A 20,450-nucleotide genomic window follows, 5' to 3' on the forward strand; every position below is an offset into this window, starting at 1 on the left:
GACACGGCCAAACGCGGACGCAGGCGTGAAGACGGACGTGGACGCGAGCCGGGACAGGTGCAAGCGCGGGCAGCAGCGGCGCGGGCCGACCGTGGATGCAGACGCGACCAAGGGCCAAGCGCCAGCGGGGCCAAGCGTGGCGCAACGAGGGTGCGGATGCAGGCACGGGGGCGGGGACGGAGGTGACGCAAATCGGGGGTTGTCGGGGGCCACGGTTGATGCAGACGAGAAGCCGGAGTGGTGACGGGTGGGGTGATGATGCGCACGTACTGTTCGGCGGGGGGTGGGGCTAGCGTCGGGGGTATGGCTAGTACAACGGTGTACACCCAGTTTCTTGCGGTACCAACGGATGTCGTTTGGGGGGTGGTGGGGGATCCGCGGCGGTGGCCGGAGTGGAATCCTGCGGTGACCTCGGTGCGACTGCATGGGGCGGTCGCGGTGGGGACGACGGGGGACTATCTGCCGAAGGGGCGGGTTTTCGAGGCGTTGCACGGCCGGACGGCGCCGCCGTTCGTGATCAGCACGTTGGTGCCGGGGCGGGCGCTGGCGATCGAGCAGCCGGAACCGGCGGGCCGGATGCGGCTGGCCTGGACGTTGACGCCGCGTGACGGCGGGACGGAGGTCCGGCAGGAGCTCACGTTCACCGGGCCTTCGGCGGGGATCACGCGGGCGGTGATCGGCTCGCTACTGGAGACCGATGCCCGCGTCTGCTTCGCGCGACTGGCCCGCTTGGCCGGTGTGGAACCTGCGGCGCAGGCCTTGTCGGTCGTAATCGCCGGGGGCACCGGCGCATTGGGCCAGCACATTGCCGCCGATCTGACCTGCCGCGGTCATCGGGTGACGATCCTCACCCGGCAGCGTGATCCCGGGTTACCTTTTACGCAGGTGGAATGGGACGGCAGGACAGTCGGCAATTGGGTTGCGGCCCTGCGCAATCCAGGCCAGACCGCGATCATCAATCTGGCGGGCAAGCTGGTCGATTGCCGGCCGACGCAGCGCAATGTCGACCAATTGCGGCGCAGCCGGGTGGATTCCACCCGCGCACTGGTCGACGCGGCCGCCACGCTGGAGCGGCCGATCGACTACTGGGTACAGGCCAGCACCACCGCCATCTGGTCGGACGCGGGCGAAACCCGTTGCACGGAAACAACTCCGCTGCCGGTCGGATTGCCGCAGATGACGGGGGTGGCGCAGCCGTGGGAGCAGGCGTTCGAGGGGGCGAACGCCGCACACTCGACGGTGCTGCGCACCTCGATCGTGCTCGATCCGCAGGCGCCCGCACTGAAACGACTGAGCCAGTTGACGAAAGCCGGGCTCGGCGGCCGGGTAGGCCCGGGCGACCAGTGGTTCAGCTGGATCCATGTGGAGGACTGGCTCGCTATCGTTCGCGCCGCCCTCGGCTTGGCTCCGGCGGTGTCGTTGCCGGATGGAATCCTGGTGGCCGCCACCGATTTTCCGGTGCGCAACCGCGATTTGATGGCGGCACTGCGCAGGCACCTGCACCGTCCGCCCGCACCGCCCACCGCGATCCTGAAGATCGGCGCGGTCTTCCTCCGCACCGACCCCGCTCTCGGACTCACCGGCCGCCACGCCACCTCAGAGGTGCTCCGCAACAACGGATTCGTCTTCCGCTACCCCACCCTCGACGAGGCACTGACAGACCTCCTCCCCCGCTGAAACAAACCCCGCATCCTCCCCAATCACCTCCTACACCGAACGACCGCGCGCCCCGAGCACGGCCACGCCGCACGGTGCCGACGCAACGAATTCCCTACGGAACAGCGCTGATTCCCAACCCGATCAACCCGACAACCTTCACCACTTCCAACCCGATGTACCAGAAGTGCGCATGAGAGCGGGGCAGGTCTTCGCCGGCGAGTACTCGGTCGGCTCGTTTGCTGAGTGGTGGGCGCACCAGCACGATCTGCCCTGCCAGTACGACGACGGCGAGGAGCAACCATATCCAGGTGCCGGTGGTTGCCCCGACGATCACCGCTGCGATCACCAGCAGCACCGCGAGTACCGCTTCGACGGCGTTCAGCGCGCGGAACACCAAGCGCCCGATGCCCAGGCCGAGCGGCACCGTGATCCCGGGCGCACGGAACTTCAGTGGCGCCTCGAGGAACGAGATGGCCAGCACCATGCCCAGCCACAGCATCGGGAACAACCACAGGATGTGCTGCGCGACCGTGTCCATGGTCCGGACCCTACCGCCGTGCCCGGGCCGTACGACAGGGCCGAACAGCCCTGCCGCACGACCGCGGTTCAGAGTTTGACGAGCGTCCTGCTGTATTGCGGGATGAGCCGGATCTTGCCGGCGGTGCCGAAGTCGATGGTGACGGTCGCCAACGGGCCGAAGCCCTCGGCGGCGACCACCTTGCCGAGACCGTACTTGTCGTCGCTGACCCGATCGCCCACGGCGAGTACCAGATTCGCGTTGTTCTTGCCGACGGCACCGGGCGCCGGGCGGCGCGGGCCCCGATCGGGACGCACGCCGGGGCGTTCGGACCAGCCGTCGCCGCGGGTCCAGTCGCGTTCCATGCCGTCGCTGTCGCCGCGCCTGCGGATGCCCCGGCTCGCCGGGGATCCGGCGGGCTCCAGTCGCCGCCAATCGATCAGGTGGCCCGGAATCTCTTGGAGGAAGCGGGATTCCGGGTTGGACACCGGTTGTCCCCAACCGGAGCGCACGACCGCGCGACTCAGGTACAGCCGTTTCCTGGCCCGGGTGATGCCGACGTAGGCGAGGCGGCGTTCCTCGGCCAGTTCGGTCGGGTCGCCGAGTGCCCGCATGTGCGGGAACTGGCCGTCCTCCCAGCCGGTCACGAACACCACGGGGAACTCCAGGCCCTTGGCCGTGTGCAGCGTCATCATGGTGACCACGCCGGTGCCTTCGTCCGGGATCTGGTCGGTGTCGGCGACCAGCGAGACCCGTTCGAGGAACGCGGCGAGCGATCCGGGGTCGGGTTCGCCTTCGGCGACCTCGGGCAGCAGTCCCTCTTCCCGGGCCGCCTCCGCGTTGTTGTGCGCTTCGGAGCTGAATTCCCGTGCGACGCTGACGAGTTCGTTGAGGTTGTCCAGCCGGGCGCCGTCCTGCGGATCGTCGGAGGCCTCCAGTTCGCCGCGGTAACCCGTGCGCTCCAGCACCGCGTCGACCACGTTCCCGACATCGGGGAAGTCCAGGTCCTCCTGCACGCCCGCGGCCCGGATCTCCTCGAGCAGGTCGAGGAAGCCGGCGATCGCGCGCTGGGCCCTGGTGTTCAGCAGCGCCACTTTGCCGTCCGCCGCGTCCCGCAGTGCCGCCGCGAACCCGATGCCACGCTGCTCGGCGTGTACGGCGACGCAGGCTTCGGCCCGGTCGCCGATACCGCGACGTGGCGTGTTGAGGATCCGGCGCAGGCTCACCGCGTCGTCGGGGTTCTCCAGCACCCGCAGGTACGCGACGATGTCGCGGACCTCCTTGCGCTCATAGAACCGGACGCCGCCGACCACCTTGTACGGCAGGCCCATCCGGATGAAGATTTCTTCCAGCGCGCGGGAGTTGTTGTTGGTCCGGTAGAACACCGCGACGTCGGAATAGTTGGCTTCGCCCTGATCGACCAGCCGGTCGATCTCCCGCGCCACGAACGACGCCTCGTCGTGTTCGTTGTCGGCGACATAGCCGGTGATCAGGTCGCCTTCGCCGGAGTCGGTCCACAGTTTCTTGTCGCGCCGGTTCTCGTTGCGCGAGATCACCGCGTTGGCGGCGGAGAGAATGTGCTGGGTGGACCGGTAGTTCTGTTCCAGCAGAATGGTTTCCGCGTCGGGGAAGTCGCGCTCGAACTCTTCGATGTTGCGGATGGTGGCGCCACGGAACGCGTAGATCGACTGGTCCGCGTCGCCCACCACGCACAGTTCGCTCGGCGGCGCCTGATCCTCGGTGCGCTCGGCCCGGTGATGCCCGACGAGTTCGCGCACCAGCACGTATTGCGCGTGGTTGGTGTCCTGGTATTCGTCGACCAGCACATGCCGGAAGCGGCGCCGGTAGTACTCGGCGACCTGCGGATGGTTCTGCAGCAGCGCCACCGTCTCGCCGATCAGGTCGTCGAAATCGAGCGCGTTGGCCGCGCGCAGCCGCCGCTGGTACTCGACGTAGACCCGCGCGACCAGGGCGGGCAGTTCGGTTTCGTCCGACTCGGCATCCGCGGTGGCCTGCTGCGGCCCGATGAGCTCGTTCTTGAGATTCGAGATCGCGGTCGCCAGCAGTCGTGCCGTGTATTTCTTCGTGTCGATATCGAAGTCACGACTGATCATGGTGAGCAGTCGCCGCGAATCATCGGCATCGTAGATGGAGAAATTCGAATTCATGCCCGGCAACAGGGCGGCTTGCATGCGCAATATTCGGACACAACTGGAGTGGAACGTCGATACCCACATGTTGTTGGCCCGCGGACCGACCAGTCCGGTCACCCGCTCCCGCATCTCGGCAGCAGCCTTGTTGGTGAACGTGATCGCGAGCACCTGCCCGGGCGTCACGCCGCGCGCGGCGAGCAGATAGGCGATGCGACGGGTGAGCACGGCGGTCTTGCCCGACCCGGCACCGGCCACGATCAGCAGCGGGGCGCCACTGTGCACAACCGCGGCGCGCTGCTGCGGATTGAGCCCGTCGAGCAGGCGCTCGGCTTCCTCGGCACGCCGACGCTCCCGTTCGACACGCCGTTGCTCCTGCTCGTCGACCGACGGCGGCGGTTCCGGAACCGGCGCTCGCACCGCACGCACCTCCTCGACAGCCGACCGCGCTTCCTCGGCGTTACCACCGGTGACCTGCGGGTTATGGATCGAATCCGGCCGTGGGGCGCGACCGGCCTGCGTCTGGGGAGCCACCGTGATGTCCATCGTCCATCCACGCTACCGGCGCGCACCGACAGAGTTGAAGCCCCGGGTTGTCTCGCTGACGGTTCGGTGCCGCGCCGGCGAACGGACGGTGAACTCGCCCGGCCGCCCGTGCGATGAAACCGTGTCCTGCTTCTCAGCAGATTCACAAAACCAAACGTTTTGCACAGCCCCGGGGTCGTGGCAGACTGGCCAGATGATCAGTGGTCCTGCGATACCCCCGTTTCGGTTAACAACCGGATATCGTCATCGCGGCACTTGTATCTGAGCGCACATCCTGGGGGGACAATTCGAAGGCCCTACCAGGTCTGTTTCACGGTGAAAGAACCGATCGGTAACGAGCCGGGCTCACCCGCCGATCCATGTTCTGACACGAGGAGATGAATGATGAGCACCCCCGCAACGACGACTGGGTCCGATTCGGCACTGCCGCAGAGCGACGCGGAGATCGACAAGCTCCGTAAGGAGATCGATCGCCTCGACGCGGAGATCCTTGCCGCCATCAAGCGCCGCACGGAGATCTCCCGGATCATCGGCCGGACGCGGATGGCGTCCGGCGGCCCTCGGCTCGTGCACAACCGGGAAATGAAGGTGCTGGAGCGGTTCAGCGAACTCGGCCAGGAAGGCCACACCCTCGCCATGCTCCTGCTGCGTCTCGGGCGCGGCCGTCTCGGTCACTGACCGGCAGCCCCCAACCCCCTTTCGAACAGTCCTCCTCGGCCGCCACAGGCGGCCCCAGACTCATGCGGCTATCGATTCGACAACCGCATTCCCAAGGCCGCCCCGGGTGTATCTCACCCCGGGGCGGTCGTTTTCTGCTCAGGTGAGGGCGATGTACTTGGTGGAGAGGTATTCCTCGATGCCTTCGGTGCCGCCCTCGCGGCCGAAGCCGGAGGCTTTGACGCCGCCGAAAGGCGCTGCGGGGTCGGAGATTACGCCGCGGTTGATGCCGACCATGCCGGATTCGAGGCCCTCGGCGACGCGCAGGGCGCGGTCGAGGTCGCGGGTGTAGACGTAGCTGACGAGGCCGAACTCGGTGTCGTTGGCGGCGGCGAGGCCCTGCTCCTCGGTGCTGAAGCCGACGATCGGCGCGACCGGTCCGAAGACCTCTTCGGTGAGGATCCTGGCCTGGGCCGGCACGTCGGTGAGGATGGTCGCGGGGTAGAACCAGCCGGGGCCGCCCGGGGCCTTGCCGCCGAGCCGGAGCTGGGCGCCCTTGGCCACGGCGTCCTCGACGAGCGCGCTGACGGTGTCGAGCTGTTCTTCGTTGATCAGCGGGCCGAGGGTGGTCTCCGGGTCGGTGCCGGGGCCGAGGACAACGCTGTTGCTCATCGCCTCGACCAGTTTGGTGGTGAACTCCTCGAGCACCCCCTGTTGGACGTGGAAGCGGTTGGCCGCGGTGCACGCCTCGCCGCCGTTGCGCAGTTTCGCCAGCATCGCGCCCTGGACGGCCGCGTCGACGTCGGCGTCGTCGAACACCACGAACGGCGCGTTGCCGCCGAGTTCCATCGAGGTGCGCAGCAGACCGTTGGCCGAGCTCTGCACCAGTTTCTTGCCCACCTCGGTGGAGCCGGTGAAGGTGAGCTTGCGCAGCCGCGGATCATCGATCAGCGGCTGGGTGACCGCACCGGAACGGCTCGACGTGATCACCGAGAGCACCCCGTCGGGCAGCCCGGCCTCGCTGCACAGCCGGGCCAGCGCCAGCATCGTCAGCGGGGTCGCCGAGGCGGGTTTGACGATCATGGTGCAGCCCGCGGCCAGCGCCGGGCCGATCTTGCGGGTGCCCATGGCCAGCGGGAAGTTCCACGGCGTGATCGCCAGGCACGGCCCGACCGGCTGCTTGTGCACCATGATCCGGCCGGTGCCCGAGGGCGCGTGCAGGTAGCGGCCGTGCACCCGCACGGCTTCCTCGCTGAACCAGCGGAAGAACTCCGCGCCGTATTTGACCTCGTTGCGGCTCTCCGGCAGCGCCTTACCCATTTCCAGGGTCATCAGCAGCGCGAATTCCTCGGCCCGCGCGGTGATCTGCTCGAACACGGTACGCAGGATCTCGCCGCGCTCGCGCGAGGGCCGCCCCGCCCATTCGGCCTGCACGGCGACGGCCGCGTCCAGCGCGCGCACCGCGTCTTGGGGTGTCGCGTCGGCGACCTGGGCCAGCACCTCCCCGGTCGCCGGATTGTGCACCGGGAAGGTGCCGCCACCGGTGGCCGCGACGGGCCCACCGATCCACAGTTGCGTCGGGACGGATTCGAGAACTTCGCGTTCGGACACCATGGGCCCAGAGTAATCACCGAGCACCGCGACAGCCCTTGCGATCAGGCCGGATATGGCCGGTATGTCGGATGGATGGCGCGCCACGGTCAACTCTCCGGCAGAGATTGCCGTGCGCGGACGGTGGGCGATGAGTAACCTCGGCGATCGTGAGCAGCGACATCACCGCGACGGCGGCCTGGCGGAAACTGCAAGAGCATTTCGACGCGATCGCGGGGCAGCACCTGCGGGAGATCTTCGCCGACGACCCGGCCCGTGGCAGCGAGCTGACGGTCGAGGTCGCAGACCTGCACATCGACTACAGCAAGCACCGCGTCACGCGGGAAACCTTGCACCTGCTGGTCGAATTGGCGCGCGAGGCGAAGGTGGCCGAGCATCGGGACGCGATGTTCGCGGGCGCGCACATCAACACCTCCGAGGATCGCGCGGTCGCCCACATCGCCTTGCGGGTGCCCGCGGGCGAGTCCGTCGTCGTCGACGGCGCGGACGCCGGCGCCGAGGTGCACGAGGTGCTGCGGCGGATGGGCGAATTCACCGACGCGGTGCGGGCGGGCCAGTGGCGCGGCGCTACCGGTGCGCGCATCGAGACCGTGGTCAATATCGGCATCGGCGGGTCGGATCTCGGGCCGGTGATGGTGTATCAGGCGCTGCGGCATTACGCCGACGCCGGGGTCGCCGCCCGGTTCGTCTCCAATGTCGACCCGGCCGACCTGGTGGCGAAGCTGGACGGACTCGACCCTGCCACAACGCTGTTCATCGTCGCGTCCAAAACCTTCGCCACGCTGGAGACCCTGACCAACGCCACCGCGGCTCGCCGCTGGCTGGTGGCCGCCCTGGGCGAGGACGCGGTCGCCAAACACTTCGTCGCGGTCTCGACCAATGCCGAACGGGTGGCCGAATTCGGCATCGACACCGCCAACATGTTCGGCTTCTGGGACTGGGTCGGCGGACGCTACTCGGTGGATTCCGCGATCGGGCTCGCCGTGATGGCGGCCATCGGCAAGGAGCGTTTCGCCGAGTTCCTGGCGGGCATGCACGCCGTGGACGAGCACTTCGCACAGGCGCCGCTCGACGCGAACGCACCGGTGCTGCTCGGCCTGCTCGGCGTCTGGTACTCGAACTTCTTCGGCGCGCAATCGCATGCGGTGCTGCCCTATTCGAACGATCTCGCGCGCTTCCCGGCGTATCTGCAGCAGCTCACGATGGAGTCGAACGGCAAGTCGGTGCGTGCCGACGGTACGCCGGTCAGCACCGCCACCGGCGAAATCTTTTGGGGCGAGCCGGGAACCAACGGACAGCACGCGTTCTATCAACTGCTGCACCAGGGCACGCGCCTGGTACCGGCGGATTTCATCGGATTCGCCCGTCCCACCGACGATCTGCCCACCCGGGACGGCACCGGCAGCATGCACGACATCTTGATGAGCAACCTGTTCGCGCAGACCAAGGTGCTCGCGTTCGGCAAAACCGCCGACGAGATCGCAGCCGAGGGCACCGACCCGAAGGTGGTGCCGCACAAGGTGATGCCGGGCAACCGGCCGAGCACCACCATCCTCGCCGCGCAGCTGACGCCGTCGGTGGTCGGCCAGTTGATCGCGCTGTACGAGCACCAGGTCTTCGTGGCGGGCGCCATCTGGGGCATCGACAGCTTCGACCAGTGGGGCGTCGAACTCGGCAAGCAGCAGGCGCTCGCCTTGGCACCGCTGCTCAGCTCACCGGAAGAGCCTGCATCGCAAGGAGATTCGTCGACCGACGAGCTCATCCGGTGGTACCGCGACCAGAAGTGACCGCGGGTCAGAGGTCGACGGGCTCGTACCGCCCGCCGCGCTGACGCAGCACGAGATCGGCGCGCGATTTCGTGGCGGCGACGAGATCGGCGTTGCGCAGGTCGCTCTCGCGCACCTTGACCTGGGCCGCCGCCGGGGTGCGGCCACCGTTCAGGTGCCGGTGCAACAACCGTTTCGCCAGCACGTCGCGCGGGGCATCGAGGTACCAGCATTCGTCGAGCAGCCGGCGGACCGCCGACCACGGCCGGCCCGCGGCATCGTCGAGCAGTAGATAATTGCCCTCGACGATCGCGATGGTCTGCCGGTCGAACACGACGCCCGCCGGGGTCGGGTCGTCCAGGGCGCGATCGAAAACCGGCCACGGCACCGCCACGCCGACGGGGGAATCGCGCAGCAGGCGCAGGTTCGCGAGGAAGCCCGCCGCATCGAAGGTGTCCGGTTCGCCTTTGCGCGCAAGGCTTTCCCTGGCCCGCAGCACCGCATTGGTCAGGTGGTAGCCGTCCATCGGCGCGACCTCGGCGACCGGTGCCCCGGCCTCGCGATTCAGCACGTCGCGCAGGGCCACCGACAGGGTGGACTTTCCCGCACCCGGTGGGCCTGCGATGCCGAGCAGATACCTGCCGTCGCGACCGGCGGCGTGCGCGCGCACCCGTCCGGCGAGCGCCGACAGCGCTGGATTGTCCACCGTCGCACCCTACCGAGCGCAAAAGGACGTCTCACCGAGCCTGTGGCGAGCTCGGTGAGACGTCCGTTCAACCGGTAATGGTTGCTAGGTGCGAGCCTGCTGCTGCGGCAGCTTGGTCGCCTTGGTGGCGTTGGCCACCTGCACGCAGTCGGCGGCCGTGGTGCCGGCCGTCTGGTTGCGCACGTTGGTGTTGCACGCGGTCTTCAACGCGGTGGACAGCGCCGCGTAGTTGGAGTTCGACGACAGGAGCGTCTGCGTCGTCCAGTACAGGGCCGCGGTCTTCTCGATGCCGATCGCGGTGACGGTCACGCCGTTGAGGCTGCCGCCGTCGACCATGATCTGCGCGGTCTTGTTGCCGACACCGCTGTTGATGTGCACGCCGCCGCTGTCACCGCTGCCGGTGTACCAGTACCGGCCACGGTAGGTGTCGGGATCCTGGTAGGCGTTGGGGTTCTTCATGTCCCGGATCACGCCGATCGAGCTGCAGGCGCCGAGCTTCCAGCGGTTGGCCGCGGTGTTGCACGGGTTGCTGGTGTTCACCAGGAAGGTGAGCTCACCGAAGACGTCGGACATGGACTCGTTGATCGCGCCCGGCTCATTGCGGTAGACGAGACCGTTGGTGTGCTGGGTCACGCCGTGCGTGAGCTCGTGCGCGGTGATGTCCTCGGTGGTCAGACCCGAACCGTAGGCCATGTAGCTGCCGGACCAGAAGGCGTTCTGGTAGGGGCATTCGGTGGTGGTGCACAGCCGCACGGTGGCGCGCAGCGCCTTGCCCTTGCCGTCACCGGTGTCGGAGCCGATCAGGTTGGTCAGGTTCGGCACCTTGGTGTACTGGGCGTAGAACTTCTCGGTGTTACCCAGGTAGTCGTAGATCTTGTCGACATCCTGAATACCCGTGGGGCCCTGGCCCTCCGAGCGGGTCGAACGCAGGCTACCGGTGCCGCAGCCGGCCCGGTTGGGATCGATACGCCGGTTCGCGTTGTCACACACGACGCGGTTGAGGTGCTTGGTCTCGCTCCAGCTGTCGAGCACCTTGCCGGTGTTGTTCGCGTCGACGAACACGACCCACGTCGCGGGCTCGCCCTTCTTGTCCGCGCTGACACCGGTGATGTCGACCTTGAACGCCGGGACGGCCACGCTCTGCGCGTCCTCTTTGGCGGCCAGCTTCGCGTCGTACCAGTACGCCTTGGTCTCGGTGACCGACAGCTGGTCCGGCGCCGCCTTGCTCTCCGCGGCGACCTTCTTCAGCGCGGTCTGCTGGACCTGCGACGAGGGTGCGGTCGTGCTGAATTTGCCCTCGGACTTCTTCGACAGCGCACCGGTCACCGAGATCAGCGAACCGTTCGCGGTCAGCGACTGCGCCGCGGACGCGCCGAACACCGGTACCTTGTCGATCTCCTGCCGCAGCCTGACGGTGGACCCCTCACCAACCGGGAACACCGACTCCACGACGAGATCGCCTGCGCTGTCGCCGTTTCCGGCCAGCGCCTTCTCGACACCCTGGGCGTGCGCCTGGGCCGCGGCCGGAGCCTCGGCGGGCGTTCCCTGCGGCGCCGCGAGCGGCTCCTTGGGCACCACGAGCTGAACCGCGCCCTGCTGGTCGACGGTCACCTCTTTCGGCACCGCGGACAGGTCGGAGCTCGACGGCGCCGACGGACTCGAAGGCGGTTGCGCGTACACGGCCGGACCGGACGCGAACACCATTGCCCCAGTAGCGATTAAAGCGAAGGCGGCATATCGCCCCGCTCGTTTTTGTGTGGGTTTCATGACCAAGTAGAACCACATTCGAGCGGTCAACTCGACTGGAGAGCAAACTGGGGAAACGGACAGCGGAGCCGAAATACGGTCCGGCAACCGTCCAGCTCAGCCCGGCAAATACGCTGTGTCAAGATCTTTCGACGACATCGTTGATCGAGTTACCAGCGACCAACCGAGCTATAGACAAGATCGCCGAATTCATTAGGCCGAAACATGTTTACAACACCGACAGCCGAATTATGCAGCGGCCGAATTGTTTTCCATCCTATGGGTCAGAGCAACGCCCGCTCGATGATGGCGCCGGTGTCCACGCCGGTCGGCAGGGTGCCGAAGGCGATACCCCAGTCGTCGCCGAGCCGGGTGGCGCAGAAGGCGTCCGCAACCGCGGGGTGACCGTGCCGGACCAGCTGCGCGCCCTGCAGCACGAGCGCCATCAGCTCGACGATGCGCCGGGCGCGGTACTCGATATCGCCGAGGTCGGCGAGCTCCTTGCCCACCCGGCTGATCGCGTCGTCCAGCCGCGGGTTCTCGCCCCGCGCCAGCGACACCTCGTTGAAGAACGCTTCGACGGTCTCCGGCTGACGGCCCATGGCGCGCAACGCATCCAGCGCGGCGACATTGCCCGACCCTTCCCAGATCGACATGAGCGGAGCCTCGCGATACAGCCGGGGCATACCCGACTCCTCGGCATAACCGTTGCCGCCGAAGCATTCCAGCGCCTCCGCCGCGTGCGCCGGCGCCCGCTTGCACACCCAGTACTTGGTGACCGCCAGCGCGATGCGGCGCAGCGCGGCTTCGGCCGGATCGGTCGTCGCCCGGTCGGTGGCCCCGGCCAGGCGCATCATCACGGTGGTCGCCGCATCGGACTCGATCACCAAGTCGGCCAGCACGTTTCGCATGGCGGGTTGGTCGATCAGCTTGGCGCCGAACGCTTCCCGATACCGGGCGTGATGCGCGGCGAAGACCGCGCCGGTGCGCATACCGGTGGCCGATCCGATCACGCAGTCCAGGCGGGTCATGTTCACCATCTCGATGATGGTCTTGACCCCCGCGCCCTCCGCGCCGACCAGCCAGCCGGTGGCGTTCTCGTATTCGATCTCCGAGGACGCGTTCGACTTGTTGCCGAGCTTGTCCTTGAGCCGCTGGATGCGGATGGGATTACGGGTGCCGTCCGGCAACACCCTGGTCAGCAGGAAACAGGACAACCCGCCGGGTGCCTGGGCCAGCGTGAGGAACATGTCCGACATCGGGGCGGAGGTGAACCATTTGTGCCCGACGATCCGGTACGAGCCGTCCGACTGTGGCGTCGCCGTGGTGGTGTTGGCGCGCACATCCGAGCCGCCCTGCTTCTCGGTCATCGACATGCCTGCGATGAGCCCGGCCTTGCCCGACGGCTCCCGTAGACCGAAGTCGTAGACCCGGGAGCCGAGCAGCGGTTCGTATTTCGCGGACAGCTCCGCGTTGTGCCGCAGCGCGGGCACCACCGCGTAGGTCATCGAGATCGGGCACATGTGCCCGGCCTCGGCAGCACCCCAGGTGTAGAACTTCGCGGCACGGGCGACGTGCGCGCCGGGGCGCTCGTCCAACCAGGGCGCGCCGTGCAAGCCGTGCGACACAGCGACATTCATCAGGTCGTGCCAGTGCGGATGGAACTCCACCTCGTCGACGCGATGGCCGTACCGATCATGGGTGTGCAGCACCGGCGGGTACTCGTTGGCCAGCCGCCCCCACTCCTGCGCCGCGGAACCGCCTGCGAGTGCGCCGAGTTCACGCACCTCGGCCTCGGCCCAACCCGCGCCTTCCCGATGCAGACCCTCGAGCAAGGCCGGGTTCCGCGAGACATCGAACGGCGCGATATCGGGCACCTGGTTGAACACGTCATGCGTCTGCATCGGATACTCCTGATTCCAGCCGAGCGACCGGTGCGCTCGTTGCCGCGGGCACACCGAGTGCGCGCAGGGCGAAGACAATGAGTTCGGGGACAACGGATTCCGCGTGCGGCGCGGCAGCCAACGGACCGACCAGCACCTCGCCGATCGCACCGACCAGCGCGGCCGCACTGGTCCGCGCGTCCTGGGCGGGCAGCTCACCGCTCGAAACGCCCTCCGCCACCGCCGATTCGAAGGCCTCGGCGAACGCGCGGCGAAAGTGCAGCCGCTCGGTGTCGACCACGGTGTCCACCGGCTCGACGAGCAGCACATAGGCGAGTTTCGGGTTCTTCAGCGCACGTCCGGCGAAGGTCTCCACCGCCGCGCTCACCCGCTCTACGGCGGTGCCGCCCGCGCTCGCCGCGGCGACCGCAGCGACCTCCCAGGCAACCACACGCCGGAAGACGGCGCTGACCAGTTCCGCCTTGCCCGCGAAGTGCTTGTAGACGGTGCCGGTGGCCACGCCGGCTTCGGCCGCGACCGCCGCCATCGACAACCCGGCATAGCCGGCCCGCGACAGGACCGTGGTCGCGGCCTGCACGATCAGGCCCGCCTGCGCGTCCAGGCGGGCCTGCACAGCGGGGGTTCTGCGGTAGGCCACGCAAGAAGTGAACCATAAATTCATTTCTTGCCACAAGGGCGGTTTTACGGCGTATGGTCGGGGTCGTGAACGTACGAATCGAGCGCAACGGCGCGGTGACCACGGTGATCCTGCACCGGCCCGAGGCACGCAACGCGGTCGACGGCCCGACCGCCGCGGCCCTGGCCGACGCCTTCCGCGAATTCGATGCCGATCCCGACGCCGCGGTGGCCGTGCTGTGGGGTGACGGCGGCACCTTCTGCGCGGGCGCGGACCTCAAGGGTCTCGGCACGGAACGGTCCAATCAGGTCACCGAGGACGGCGACGGTCCGATGGGGCCGACCCGGATGCGCCTGTCCAAGCCGGTGATCGCCGCGGTCTCCGGCTACGCGGTCGCGGGCGGGCTGGAACTCGCGCTGTGGTGCGATCTGCGGGTCGCCGAGCAGGACAGCACCTTCGGCGTGTTCTGCCGTCGCTGGGGCGTGCCGCTGATCGACGGCGGCACCCTGCGCCTGCCCCGGATCATCGGCACCGGACGCGCGATGGACCTGGTGCTCACCGGCCGTCCCGTCGACGCCGCCGAGGCGCTGCAGATCGGGCTGGTCAACCGGGTCGTCCCGACGGGCGAAGCCCGCAGTGCGGCAGAACAACTCGCCGCCGAACTCGCCGCCCTGCCGCAGGCGTGCCTGCGCTCGGACCGGCTGTCGCTGCTCGAGCAGGACGGCATGGACGAAGCCGCGGCGCTGCGCAACGAACTACGGCACGGCATGACCGCGCTCGCCAACGGCGCCCTCGACGGAGCTCAGCGCTTCGCCTCCGGCGCGGGCAGGCACGGCACGAAAGCGTGAGCGCCCCGGGCAGGCTGAGCGTCGTCGACGAGATCTTCCTCCGGACCCACCGCGGGCTGGGCACGCCCATTGCGCTGCAAGGCTTGTGGCGTACGGCCGATCGGATCGAGCCCGCGTTGCTCCGGCGGATCCACGCGTCGCTGCGCACCGGCCCGTTGGGGCGCAGGGTTGTTCGTTCCCGCGTGCCCGGAGCGCGCCGGGCCTGGCAGTCCACTATCCGCGCGCACCCGCTCGCGTGGCACGAACCGCCGATCCCGCGTTCCGCGCTGTTCACGTGGGCCGACGCACAGGGCGACGACCTCGACCCAGAGACCGGCCCCGGCTGGCGGCTGTCCGCTACCGCACTCGCCGACGGAGGTTCGGTTGTCGCCCTGACCTGCTCGCACGCCCTCGCCGACGGCCGTGCGCTGGCGCTCGCGGTGGATGCCGCGCTGGGCGGCACGCAGTTGCACGCCGGAGCACCGGTGCCCGGATCGGACTGGGTCGACGCTCGCAGGCAGTGGTCCACCGTCGTGCGCGGCACCGTGCGGGCGCTGCGGCGCGGCATCCCCGCGCGTCCTCTCGTCGCCCCCGACCGCGTCGACGCGCCGTCGGGCGGCACCGTCGTCCGCAGCGCGGTCCTCCAGTGCTCCGTGGCCGATTGGGACCGAGCCGCCGCGGCGCACGGCGGCACCGCCAACAGCGTGTTCATCTGGTTGATCGCGAATACGCTGTGGGCCTGTGGTTTTCCGGCCGCGGCGATCGAGGCCAGCCTGCCGGTCGACACCCGCGACGAACCACGGGTGGACAACGACCTCGCCATGACCGCCATCGACGTACACCGCACCGACACCCCCGCCTCGATCCGCGCGCGGGCCCGCGCCGCCTACGAGCACCGCATGTCGAGCCCCGGCGGCCTGCCCGAGGAACTGCTCCAGGTCGTCCCGGACCGCTGGGCGTACGCGTTGTCCAAAGGTGCGGGAGAGCGCGACATCCTGTGCTCCAACATCGGAACGCTGCCCGCCACCCTCACCGCGTTGGGCGCGCACCGCTGCACCGGTGTCGCCGCACGGGCCATCCATCCCGGCCTGACCGCCGGGTGGTTACCGCGGACCCGGCTGTCCGGCTACCTGTGCCGCATCGCCGACGACTATGTGGTCGCCCTGGTCGGCCTCGACCCGGCGCATATCGAATCCGACAGTGCGCTGACCGATCTGGCGTCGAAGACCGCGGCGACCATCGATCTGCCGGTGCGAGCATGGTGATCCGCACTCACTCCATCGCGTCGATATCGTGCGCGGTGAGCGCGGCGGCGAACAGCTGCGCGTGATCCGGCCGGTTGGGGTCGTAGCCGGTGACGGTGGCGATCCGGTTGAGCCGATAGTTGAGCGTATTGCGGTGCACCACAAGGGCGGCCGCCGCTTGCTGACGGTTGTAGTCGTTGTCGATCAGCGCCCGCAGCGCGTCGAGCAGATGCGCCTGATCGTGCAGCGGTGCCAGCAGCGTGAGCAGCCAGGTACGCGCGGGACCGGGCCGGGCGAGCTGGTATTGCAGCGCCAGGTCCGCCATCCGATACACCGCGCTGGGGCGCCGGAGTTGATAAGCGAGCCTGGCGATTTCACCGGCCTCCTCGGCCGCCGCCGGAATGTCGGCGACGTCGGCGGCGGTCGCGAAGCCCGCCACCGTGCGCACGCCTGCCCCCTGCGCGACCCTGGCGACGAAAGTGTCCAACGCCGCGTCGGCGTCACCGTCCATGCCGGGCACGAGCAAGACACCGCCACCCCGCTCGACGGTGCTCAAGGCCCGGCCGGATACCGCGTCCACCTCGGCCTGCACGACGCGTAACACCGGCCGATTCGCACCGGCCGGATCCGCCTCGGCCAACCGGAACACCAAGACGCGGAACCCACCGTCGAGCGAGATGCCGAACCGCTCGGCCAGCAGGTCGGCGGGTGTGCCGTGCACCAGCGCCTGCGCCACCGCCCGCTTGGCTTCCCGCTGCTCCCAGTGCAGATCCTGGCGCTCGCGCAGATAGGCGCTCGCGACGCCGGGCGTGACGGCGCCGAGATAGCCGAGCACATACGGCACCGCGGCCAGCAACTGCTCCCGCTGGGCCGGTGCGGTCGCGGCGGCGGCGACCGAGTTCCAGGCCGCGATCGCGCCGTGGTGATACACCGAAAGCACTGTGTCCAAAGGGATTCCGGCTCTGGCGCGGCGCACCGCGATCTCGATCAACTCGGTCAGCGCGTCCTTGTCCGGCGGTCGCCGGTCCGACAGCGACCGCAGGAACAGGCGCAGATTGGCCTCCGCGGCCTGCGGCAGGTCCTCCCTGGCGTCGGCGGACAGCTCTCGATAATCGGGCACGGCGCCGAGGACTTCGGTCAGCAGGTCCCGGGTCACTTCGGGCAACACCGTGCGGACATATTTCGACAGGTCGTCCAGCGCAGCGGCATCAGTGCGAGCAGTCACCCGCACATTGTTTGCACAGACAAACCGTTCCGCACAATAGCGACGAGTGAACAAACGTCATTAGTGCACCCAAACAAGGTGACATCCCGTCGGATGCACAAATACCGGCGCGGAATCCCGTCGCCCGAACGGTGACCGGCATCACAGCGCGGTGTCGGATTGCGCCGCGGCGCGCTCGTTCCCGATCTCGTGCCGATAGCCGATCAGCACGGTGCAGATCAACGACAGCGCCACCACGGTCTCAGCGATGAAGAACGAACCGAAGTCGATGACCGACCCGATGGGCGGCCCACCCGGAACCGCGTTGCGCAGCGGGATCATCGCGAACAGCACCGCGGCCATCAAGGTATTGGCCGGCCAGATCAGCCCGCGCCGGCCGGAAAGCACGTAGAACGCCGCGGTCGCGGCGGCCAGCGCCAGCCCGAGCATCAGCACCATGACGAAGAGCGCGAAGGTGCGCGACGCGGTCGAACGCGTCACTGTCACAACGCTTCCGACGACGTCACCGCGCTGTTCGGCGTTCACCTTCGGCGCCACCTTGAAGAAGGTGTCGAGGCTGTACAGATTGATCGAGATCGGCACGACGGCCACACCGCTGGTCGCGAGGACATCGATGTCGGCGGTGTATCTGTCGAACGGATAGTCGGTGATCATCCCGTTGCCGCCCATGGCAATCCGCAGCTCCGACGCGGACAGCAACTCACCGGCCTTCGCCTGAATCGGCTGCGACTTCAGGCCATACAGCTCGATCACCGTGTCCGCCCGGAACCGCCCGGACTCGTCGGCGAGCACGCCGCGCGGAGTCGGCAGCACCTGAACGCTCATTTCCTGCATGACAGCATCGATCTGGATGATCGTCACGTCGAGATCGATGCGGTCCGGGGTGTCGATATCGCCGATCATGTGCATGGTCTGGCCGTGATCCCGCTGCACGGCGTACAACTGCAGACTGATCGCCAACGCGGCGACGACGACCACGATCGCCGCGATCGCCGCGAAGGTCTTCCGATACCTCGTCACGCTCGCCTCCGGGCCTGAGGGGGTGGTGCGGAACAAGCAGCCACCCCACCATAGGGTCCGCGGCATTCAGTGCACAGCTACGACTCGGCAACCGAGTACGGTGTCCGGTTTCAGCGCACCGGGAGCAGCGCGCGGCCGGCTCTGTCGAGCACATCGGACGGCACCTCGACGCCCGGATCCAGGTCGGCCGAGCCGATCGGCGCGCCCCAGACCTGCCGCACCGGCAGCACACCGGCCCATACGCCGCCGGTCTCGATATCGGCTGCGTCGTCGTTGGGTCCGCCCGACCTGACTTTGACCGAGGCTTCGGTGAGATCCAGCGCGAGCACCACGGTGGCGGCGAGTTCCTTCTTGCTCGGCGGCCGCACTCGCGACCAGGCCCCCGGCGCGGCATGCTCGGTGATCACCTCGAGCGCGCGCACCCGCTGCGCCGGATCGGTGACCTCCACCGCACGACCGTGCACCACCGCGGAGCGGTAGTTCATCGAGAAGTGCATCGCCGAACGGGCGTAGACGATGCCGTCGACCAGGGTGACGGCGACCGAGACGGGCCCGGTCATGGCCGCCCGCAGGTTGCCCGCGCCGGTCGAGCCGTGCAGGTAGAGGGTGTCACCCTCGCGCCCGTAGATGGTCGGCAGCACCACCGGCGCGCCACCGAGCAGCACGCCGAGGTGGCAGATCAGGCCCGCGTCGAGCACCGCGTCGAGTTCGGCGCGATCGCCGCGCGCCCGCTCCTTCGAGCGCGTCACGGTGCTGCGCGGGGTCGGCGAGAGCGGGGTCCGGGGATCGACTGAGCGGGTCATATGACCAGGATCGGGCGCGTAGTGGCATTATCAAAGTGCCAATTCAGCGAAATCTACACAGTCCACTTTTGAGGTCACCGTGCTCGACGAACTCCCGCTCGATCTCGACCGCGCGCTGCCCGCACCGTTGTCGGTCCAGGTCGCCGACGGGTTGCGGGCCGCGGCGACCAACGGCCTGCTGCGCGGCGGCGACCGGCTGCCGTCTTCGCGTTCGCTCGCGGTCCGGCTCGGCGTCAGCCGGACCGTGGTGGCCGCGGCCTACGACCAACTGCACGCCGAGGGCTGGATCGACGGCAAACGCGGTTCCGGCACCTACCTGACCACCGCACCACCCGCCACGCCCACCCGCGCGTTCCGGTCCGGCGCCGCGGACAGCGAACCGCACCTGCGCGACCTGGAACCCGGCGCACCGTGCTCCGACGCGATCGACCGCGCCGCCTGGCGGCGTGCGTGGCGCTCCGCCGCCGACCTGTCGCCGATGGTGCGGCGCGACCGCGCCGGTGAGCCGGAGTACCGCACCGCGATCGTCGAACATCTGCTGCGCCACCGCGGCCTGGGCGCGGGCAGCGACACCACGCTGCTCGCGACCGCCGGAACCAGTTCCGCGGTAGGCGAACTCGCCGCCGCACTGCTGCGGCCGGGTGACGCGGTGGCGTTGGAGGATCCCGGATACCACCGCGCCGCAGGCGCTTTCACGGCGGCCGGGGTGCGCGTGCTGCCGGTGCCGGTCGACGCGCACGGCCTGCGCGTCGATCTGCTGCCGCCGCAGATCAAGGCCGTGTATTGCACGCCGGCGCACCAGTTTCCGCTCGGCCCGCGGTTGCCCGCCGCGCGCCGTGTTGCCCTCGTCGAACACGCGAGGCGGCACGGCCTGCTGATCATCGAAGACGACTACGACGGCGAATTGCGTTACGACACCGCGCCTTTACCACTCCTCGCGGCGATGGCACCGGATGTCGTGGTACACCTCGGCACGACGAGCAAGATCCTCTCGCCGACTCTCGGCGTCGGCTGGCTGCTCGCCCGGCCCGCGATCGCCGACGCGGTGGTCGCGCACCGGAACCGGACCGGCACCTGCCCGAGTCCGGCGGGCCAGCAGGTGTTCGTGTCGCTGGCCGCGCACGGCGATCTGGCCCGGCATCTGCGCAGGCTGCGCCGCGAACTGCCGCCGCGCCGGGCCTTGGTGGTGGCCGAGCTGCGTCGCCGTGGGCTCGACGTGCTCGGCGACGACGCGGGCACCCACGTCGTGGTACCGCTCACCTCGGCCGAGGCGGAGGAGCGCGCGGTGACGCTGGCCCGCGCGCAGGGCGTCGCGCTGGACGGATTGGCCCGCTACCACCTGGGCCCGCAACGGCACTTCGGTGTCGCGCTCGGCTACACCGCACTGTCCTTGCCCGACCTGGCCGCGGCCGTCCCGATCGCCGCCGCGTGCCTGGCGCGGTCGTAGCATGGT

The 20,450-nt window shown here is 68.7% G+C and carries 16 protein-coding genes; 6 read left to right on the forward strand and 10 right to left on the reverse strand.

The genetic code is table 11. The features are described 5' to 3' along the window. Nucleotides 1-303: 303 nt before the first annotated feature. Nucleotides 304-1,677: a DUF1731 domain-containing protein gene (locus tag NVU01S_RS40130; RefSeq protein WP_082032108.1), complete on the forward strand. Its 1,374-nt coding sequence runs from the start codon at nt 304-306 to the stop codon at nt 1,675-1,677. 94 nt (nt 1,678-1,771) lie between these two features. Here NVU01S_RS40130 and NVU01S_RS40135 read toward each other — a convergent pair whose 3' ends face one another. Together NVU01S_RS40135 and pcrA are read right to left on the reverse strand one after the other, a co-directional pair. Next, a complete protein-coding gene (locus tag NVU01S_RS40135; RefSeq protein ID WP_043672874.1) occupies nt 1,772-2,197 on the reverse strand; it encodes a hypothetical protein in 426 nt (141 codons plus the stop codon). A gap of 68 nt (nt 2,198-2,265) precedes the next feature. Further along, the gene (gene pcrA / locus NVU01S_RS40140; protein WP_042257640.1) at nt 2,266-4,872 is read right to left on the reverse strand and encodes a DNA helicase PcrA; all 2,607 of its coding nucleotides are present in this window, start codon (nt 4,870-4,872) and stop codon (nt 2,266-2,268) included. A gap of 384 nt (nt 4,873-5,256) precedes the next feature. Between pcrA and NVU01S_RS40145 the strand changes: the two genes are divergently transcribed. Continuing rightward, complete coding sequence (locus NVU01S_RS40145) at nt 5,257-5,550, forward strand: chorismate mutase (protein WP_014988338.1); 294 nt, start codon at nt 5,257-5,259, stop codon at nt 5,548-5,550. Between the two features lie 138 nt (nt 5,551-5,688). Here the strand turns inward: NVU01S_RS40145 and NVU01S_RS40150 are convergent, their stop codons facing one another. After that, nucleotides 5,689-7,143: an NAD-dependent succinate-semialdehyde dehydrogenase gene (locus tag NVU01S_RS40150; protein ID WP_043672872.1), complete on the reverse strand. Its 1,455-nt coding sequence runs from the start codon at nt 7,141-7,143 to the stop codon at nt 5,689-5,691. A gap of 146 nt (nt 7,144-7,289) precedes the next feature. Between NVU01S_RS40150 and pgi the strand changes: the two genes are divergently transcribed. After that, the gene (gene pgi, locus NVU01S_RS40155; protein ID WP_043672869.1) at nt 7,290-8,927 is read left to right on the forward strand and encodes a glucose-6-phosphate isomerase; all 1,638 of its coding nucleotides are present in this window, start codon (nt 7,290-7,292) and stop codon (nt 8,925-8,927) included. Nucleotides 8,928-8,934: 7 nt separating this feature from the next. Here the strand turns inward: pgi and NVU01S_RS40160 are convergent, their stop codons facing one another. The 4 genes from NVU01S_RS40160 to NVU01S_RS40175 form a co-directional block, all read right to left on the reverse strand. Further along, the gene (locus NVU01S_RS40160) at nt 8,935-9,612 is read right to left on the reverse strand and encodes a nucleoside/nucleotide kinase family protein (RefSeq protein ID WP_043672866.1); all 678 of its coding nucleotides are present in this window, start codon (nt 9,610-9,612) and stop codon (nt 8,935-8,937) included. Between the two features lie 84 nt (nt 9,613-9,696). Further along, nucleotides 9,697-11,379 carry a M4 family metallopeptidase gene (locus NVU01S_RS40165; protein WP_156161640.1) on the reverse strand — a complete coding sequence of 561 codons (1,683 nt, stop codon included), beginning with the start codon at nt 11,377-11,379 and terminating at the stop codon, nt 9,697-9,699. Between the two features lie 263 nt (nt 11,380-11,642). Continuing rightward, nucleotides 11,643-13,262 (reverse strand): acyl-CoA dehydrogenase family protein, encoded by a 1,620-nt coding sequence (locus NVU01S_RS40170; protein WP_043672863.1) that lies wholly within the window; start codon nt 13,260-13,262, stop codon nt 11,643-11,645. Beyond that, nucleotides 13,249-13,899 carry a TetR/AcrR family transcriptional regulator gene (locus tag NVU01S_RS40175; RefSeq protein ID WP_043672860.1) on the reverse strand — a complete coding sequence of 217 codons (651 nt, stop codon included), beginning with the start codon at nt 13,897-13,899 and terminating at the stop codon, nt 13,249-13,251. The genes NVU01S_RS40170 and NVU01S_RS40175 overlap by 14 nt, the downstream gene beginning before the upstream one ends. Before the next feature lie 53 nt (nt 13,900-13,952). Here NVU01S_RS40175 and NVU01S_RS40180 point away from each other — a divergent pair, with 53 nt between their 5' ends. Continuing rightward, nucleotides 13,953-14,726, forward strand: coding sequence for a crotonase/enoyl-CoA hydratase family protein (locus NVU01S_RS40180; protein ID WP_041563131.1), 774 nt, complete (start codon nt 13,953-13,955; stop codon nt 14,724-14,726). Beyond that, nucleotides 14,723-15,970, forward strand: coding sequence for a hypothetical protein (locus NVU01S_RS40185; RefSeq protein WP_043672857.1), 1,248 nt, complete (start codon nt 14,723-14,725; stop codon nt 15,968-15,970). Before NVU01S_RS40180 ends, NVU01S_RS40185 begins: the two co-directional genes overlap by 4 nt. Nucleotides 15,971-15,977: 7 nt before the next feature. Here NVU01S_RS40185 and NVU01S_RS40190 read toward each other — a convergent pair whose 3' ends face one another. From NVU01S_RS40190 to NVU01S_RS40200, 3 genes are all read right to left on the reverse strand, one after another. Further along, complete coding sequence (locus NVU01S_RS40190; RefSeq protein WP_156161639.1) at nt 15,978-17,174, reverse strand: PucR family transcriptional regulator; 1,197 nt, start codon at nt 17,172-17,174, stop codon at nt 15,978-15,980. 141 nt (nt 17,175-17,315) lie between these two features. After that, nucleotides 17,316-18,194, reverse strand: coding sequence for a DUF4436 domain-containing protein (locus NVU01S_RS40195; RefSeq protein ID WP_052280747.1), 879 nt, complete (start codon nt 18,192-18,194; stop codon nt 17,316-17,318). A 110-nt stretch (nt 18,195-18,304) separates the two neighbouring features. Beyond that, a complete protein-coding gene (locus NVU01S_RS40200) occupies nt 18,305-18,997 on the reverse strand; it encodes a pyridoxamine 5'-phosphate oxidase family protein (protein WP_043672852.1) in 693 nt (230 codons plus the stop codon). 79 nt (nt 18,998-19,076) lie between these two features. On the opposite strand from NVU01S_RS40200, the gene pdxR reads away from it, so the two are divergent. Next, complete coding sequence (gene pdxR / locus NVU01S_RS40205; RefSeq protein WP_043672849.1) at nt 19,077-20,444, forward strand: MocR-like pyridoxine biosynthesis transcription factor PdxR; 1,368 nt, start codon at nt 19,077-19,079, stop codon at nt 20,442-20,444. Nucleotides 20,445-20,450: the final 6 nt, after the last annotated feature.

This window comes from Nocardia vulneris, assembly GCF_001613425.1.
GTDB lineage: Bacteria > Actinomycetota > Actinomycetes > Mycobacteriales > Mycobacteriaceae > Nocardia > Nocardia vulneris.

What these genes read in the sequence shown, in the direction of transcription:
- NVU01S_RS40135 (WP_043672874.1), bottom strand. Translation starts at nt 2,197, where the DNA reads ATGGACACGGTCGCGCAGCACATCCTGTGGTTGTTCCCGATGCTGTGG.
- NVU01S_RS40180 (WP_041563131.1), top strand. Translation starts at nt 13,953, where the DNA reads ATGGTCGGGGTCGTGAACGTACGAATCGAGCGCAACGGCGCGGTGACC.
- NVU01S_RS40170 (WP_043672863.1), bottom strand. Translation starts at nt 13,262, where the DNA reads ATGCAGACGCATGACGTGTTCAACCAGGTGCCCGATATCGCGCCGTTC.
- NVU01S_RS40145 (WP_014988338.1), top strand. Translation starts at nt 5,257, where the DNA reads ATGAGCACCCCCGCAACGACGACTGGGTCCGATTCGGCACTGCCGCAG.
- NVU01S_RS40165 (WP_156161640.1), bottom strand. Translation starts at nt 11,379, where the DNA reads ATGAAACCCACACAAAAACGAGCGGGGCGATATGCCGCCTTCGCTTTA.
- pcrA (WP_042257640.1), bottom strand. Translation starts at nt 4,872, where the DNA reads ATGGACATCACGGTGGCTCCCCAGACGCAGGCCGGTCGCGCCCCACGG.
- NVU01S_RS40150 (WP_043672872.1), bottom strand. Translation starts at nt 7,143, where the DNA reads ATGGTGTCCGAACGCGAAGTTCTCGAATCCGTCCCGACGCAACTGTGG.
- NVU01S_RS40200 (WP_043672852.1), bottom strand. Translation starts at nt 18,997, where the DNA reads ATGACCCGCTCAGTCGATCCCCGGACCCCGCTCTCGCCGACCCCGCGC.
- NVU01S_RS40130 (WP_082032108.1), top strand. Translation starts at nt 304, where the DNA reads ATGGCTAGTACAACGGTGTACACCCAGTTTCTTGCGGTACCAACGGAT.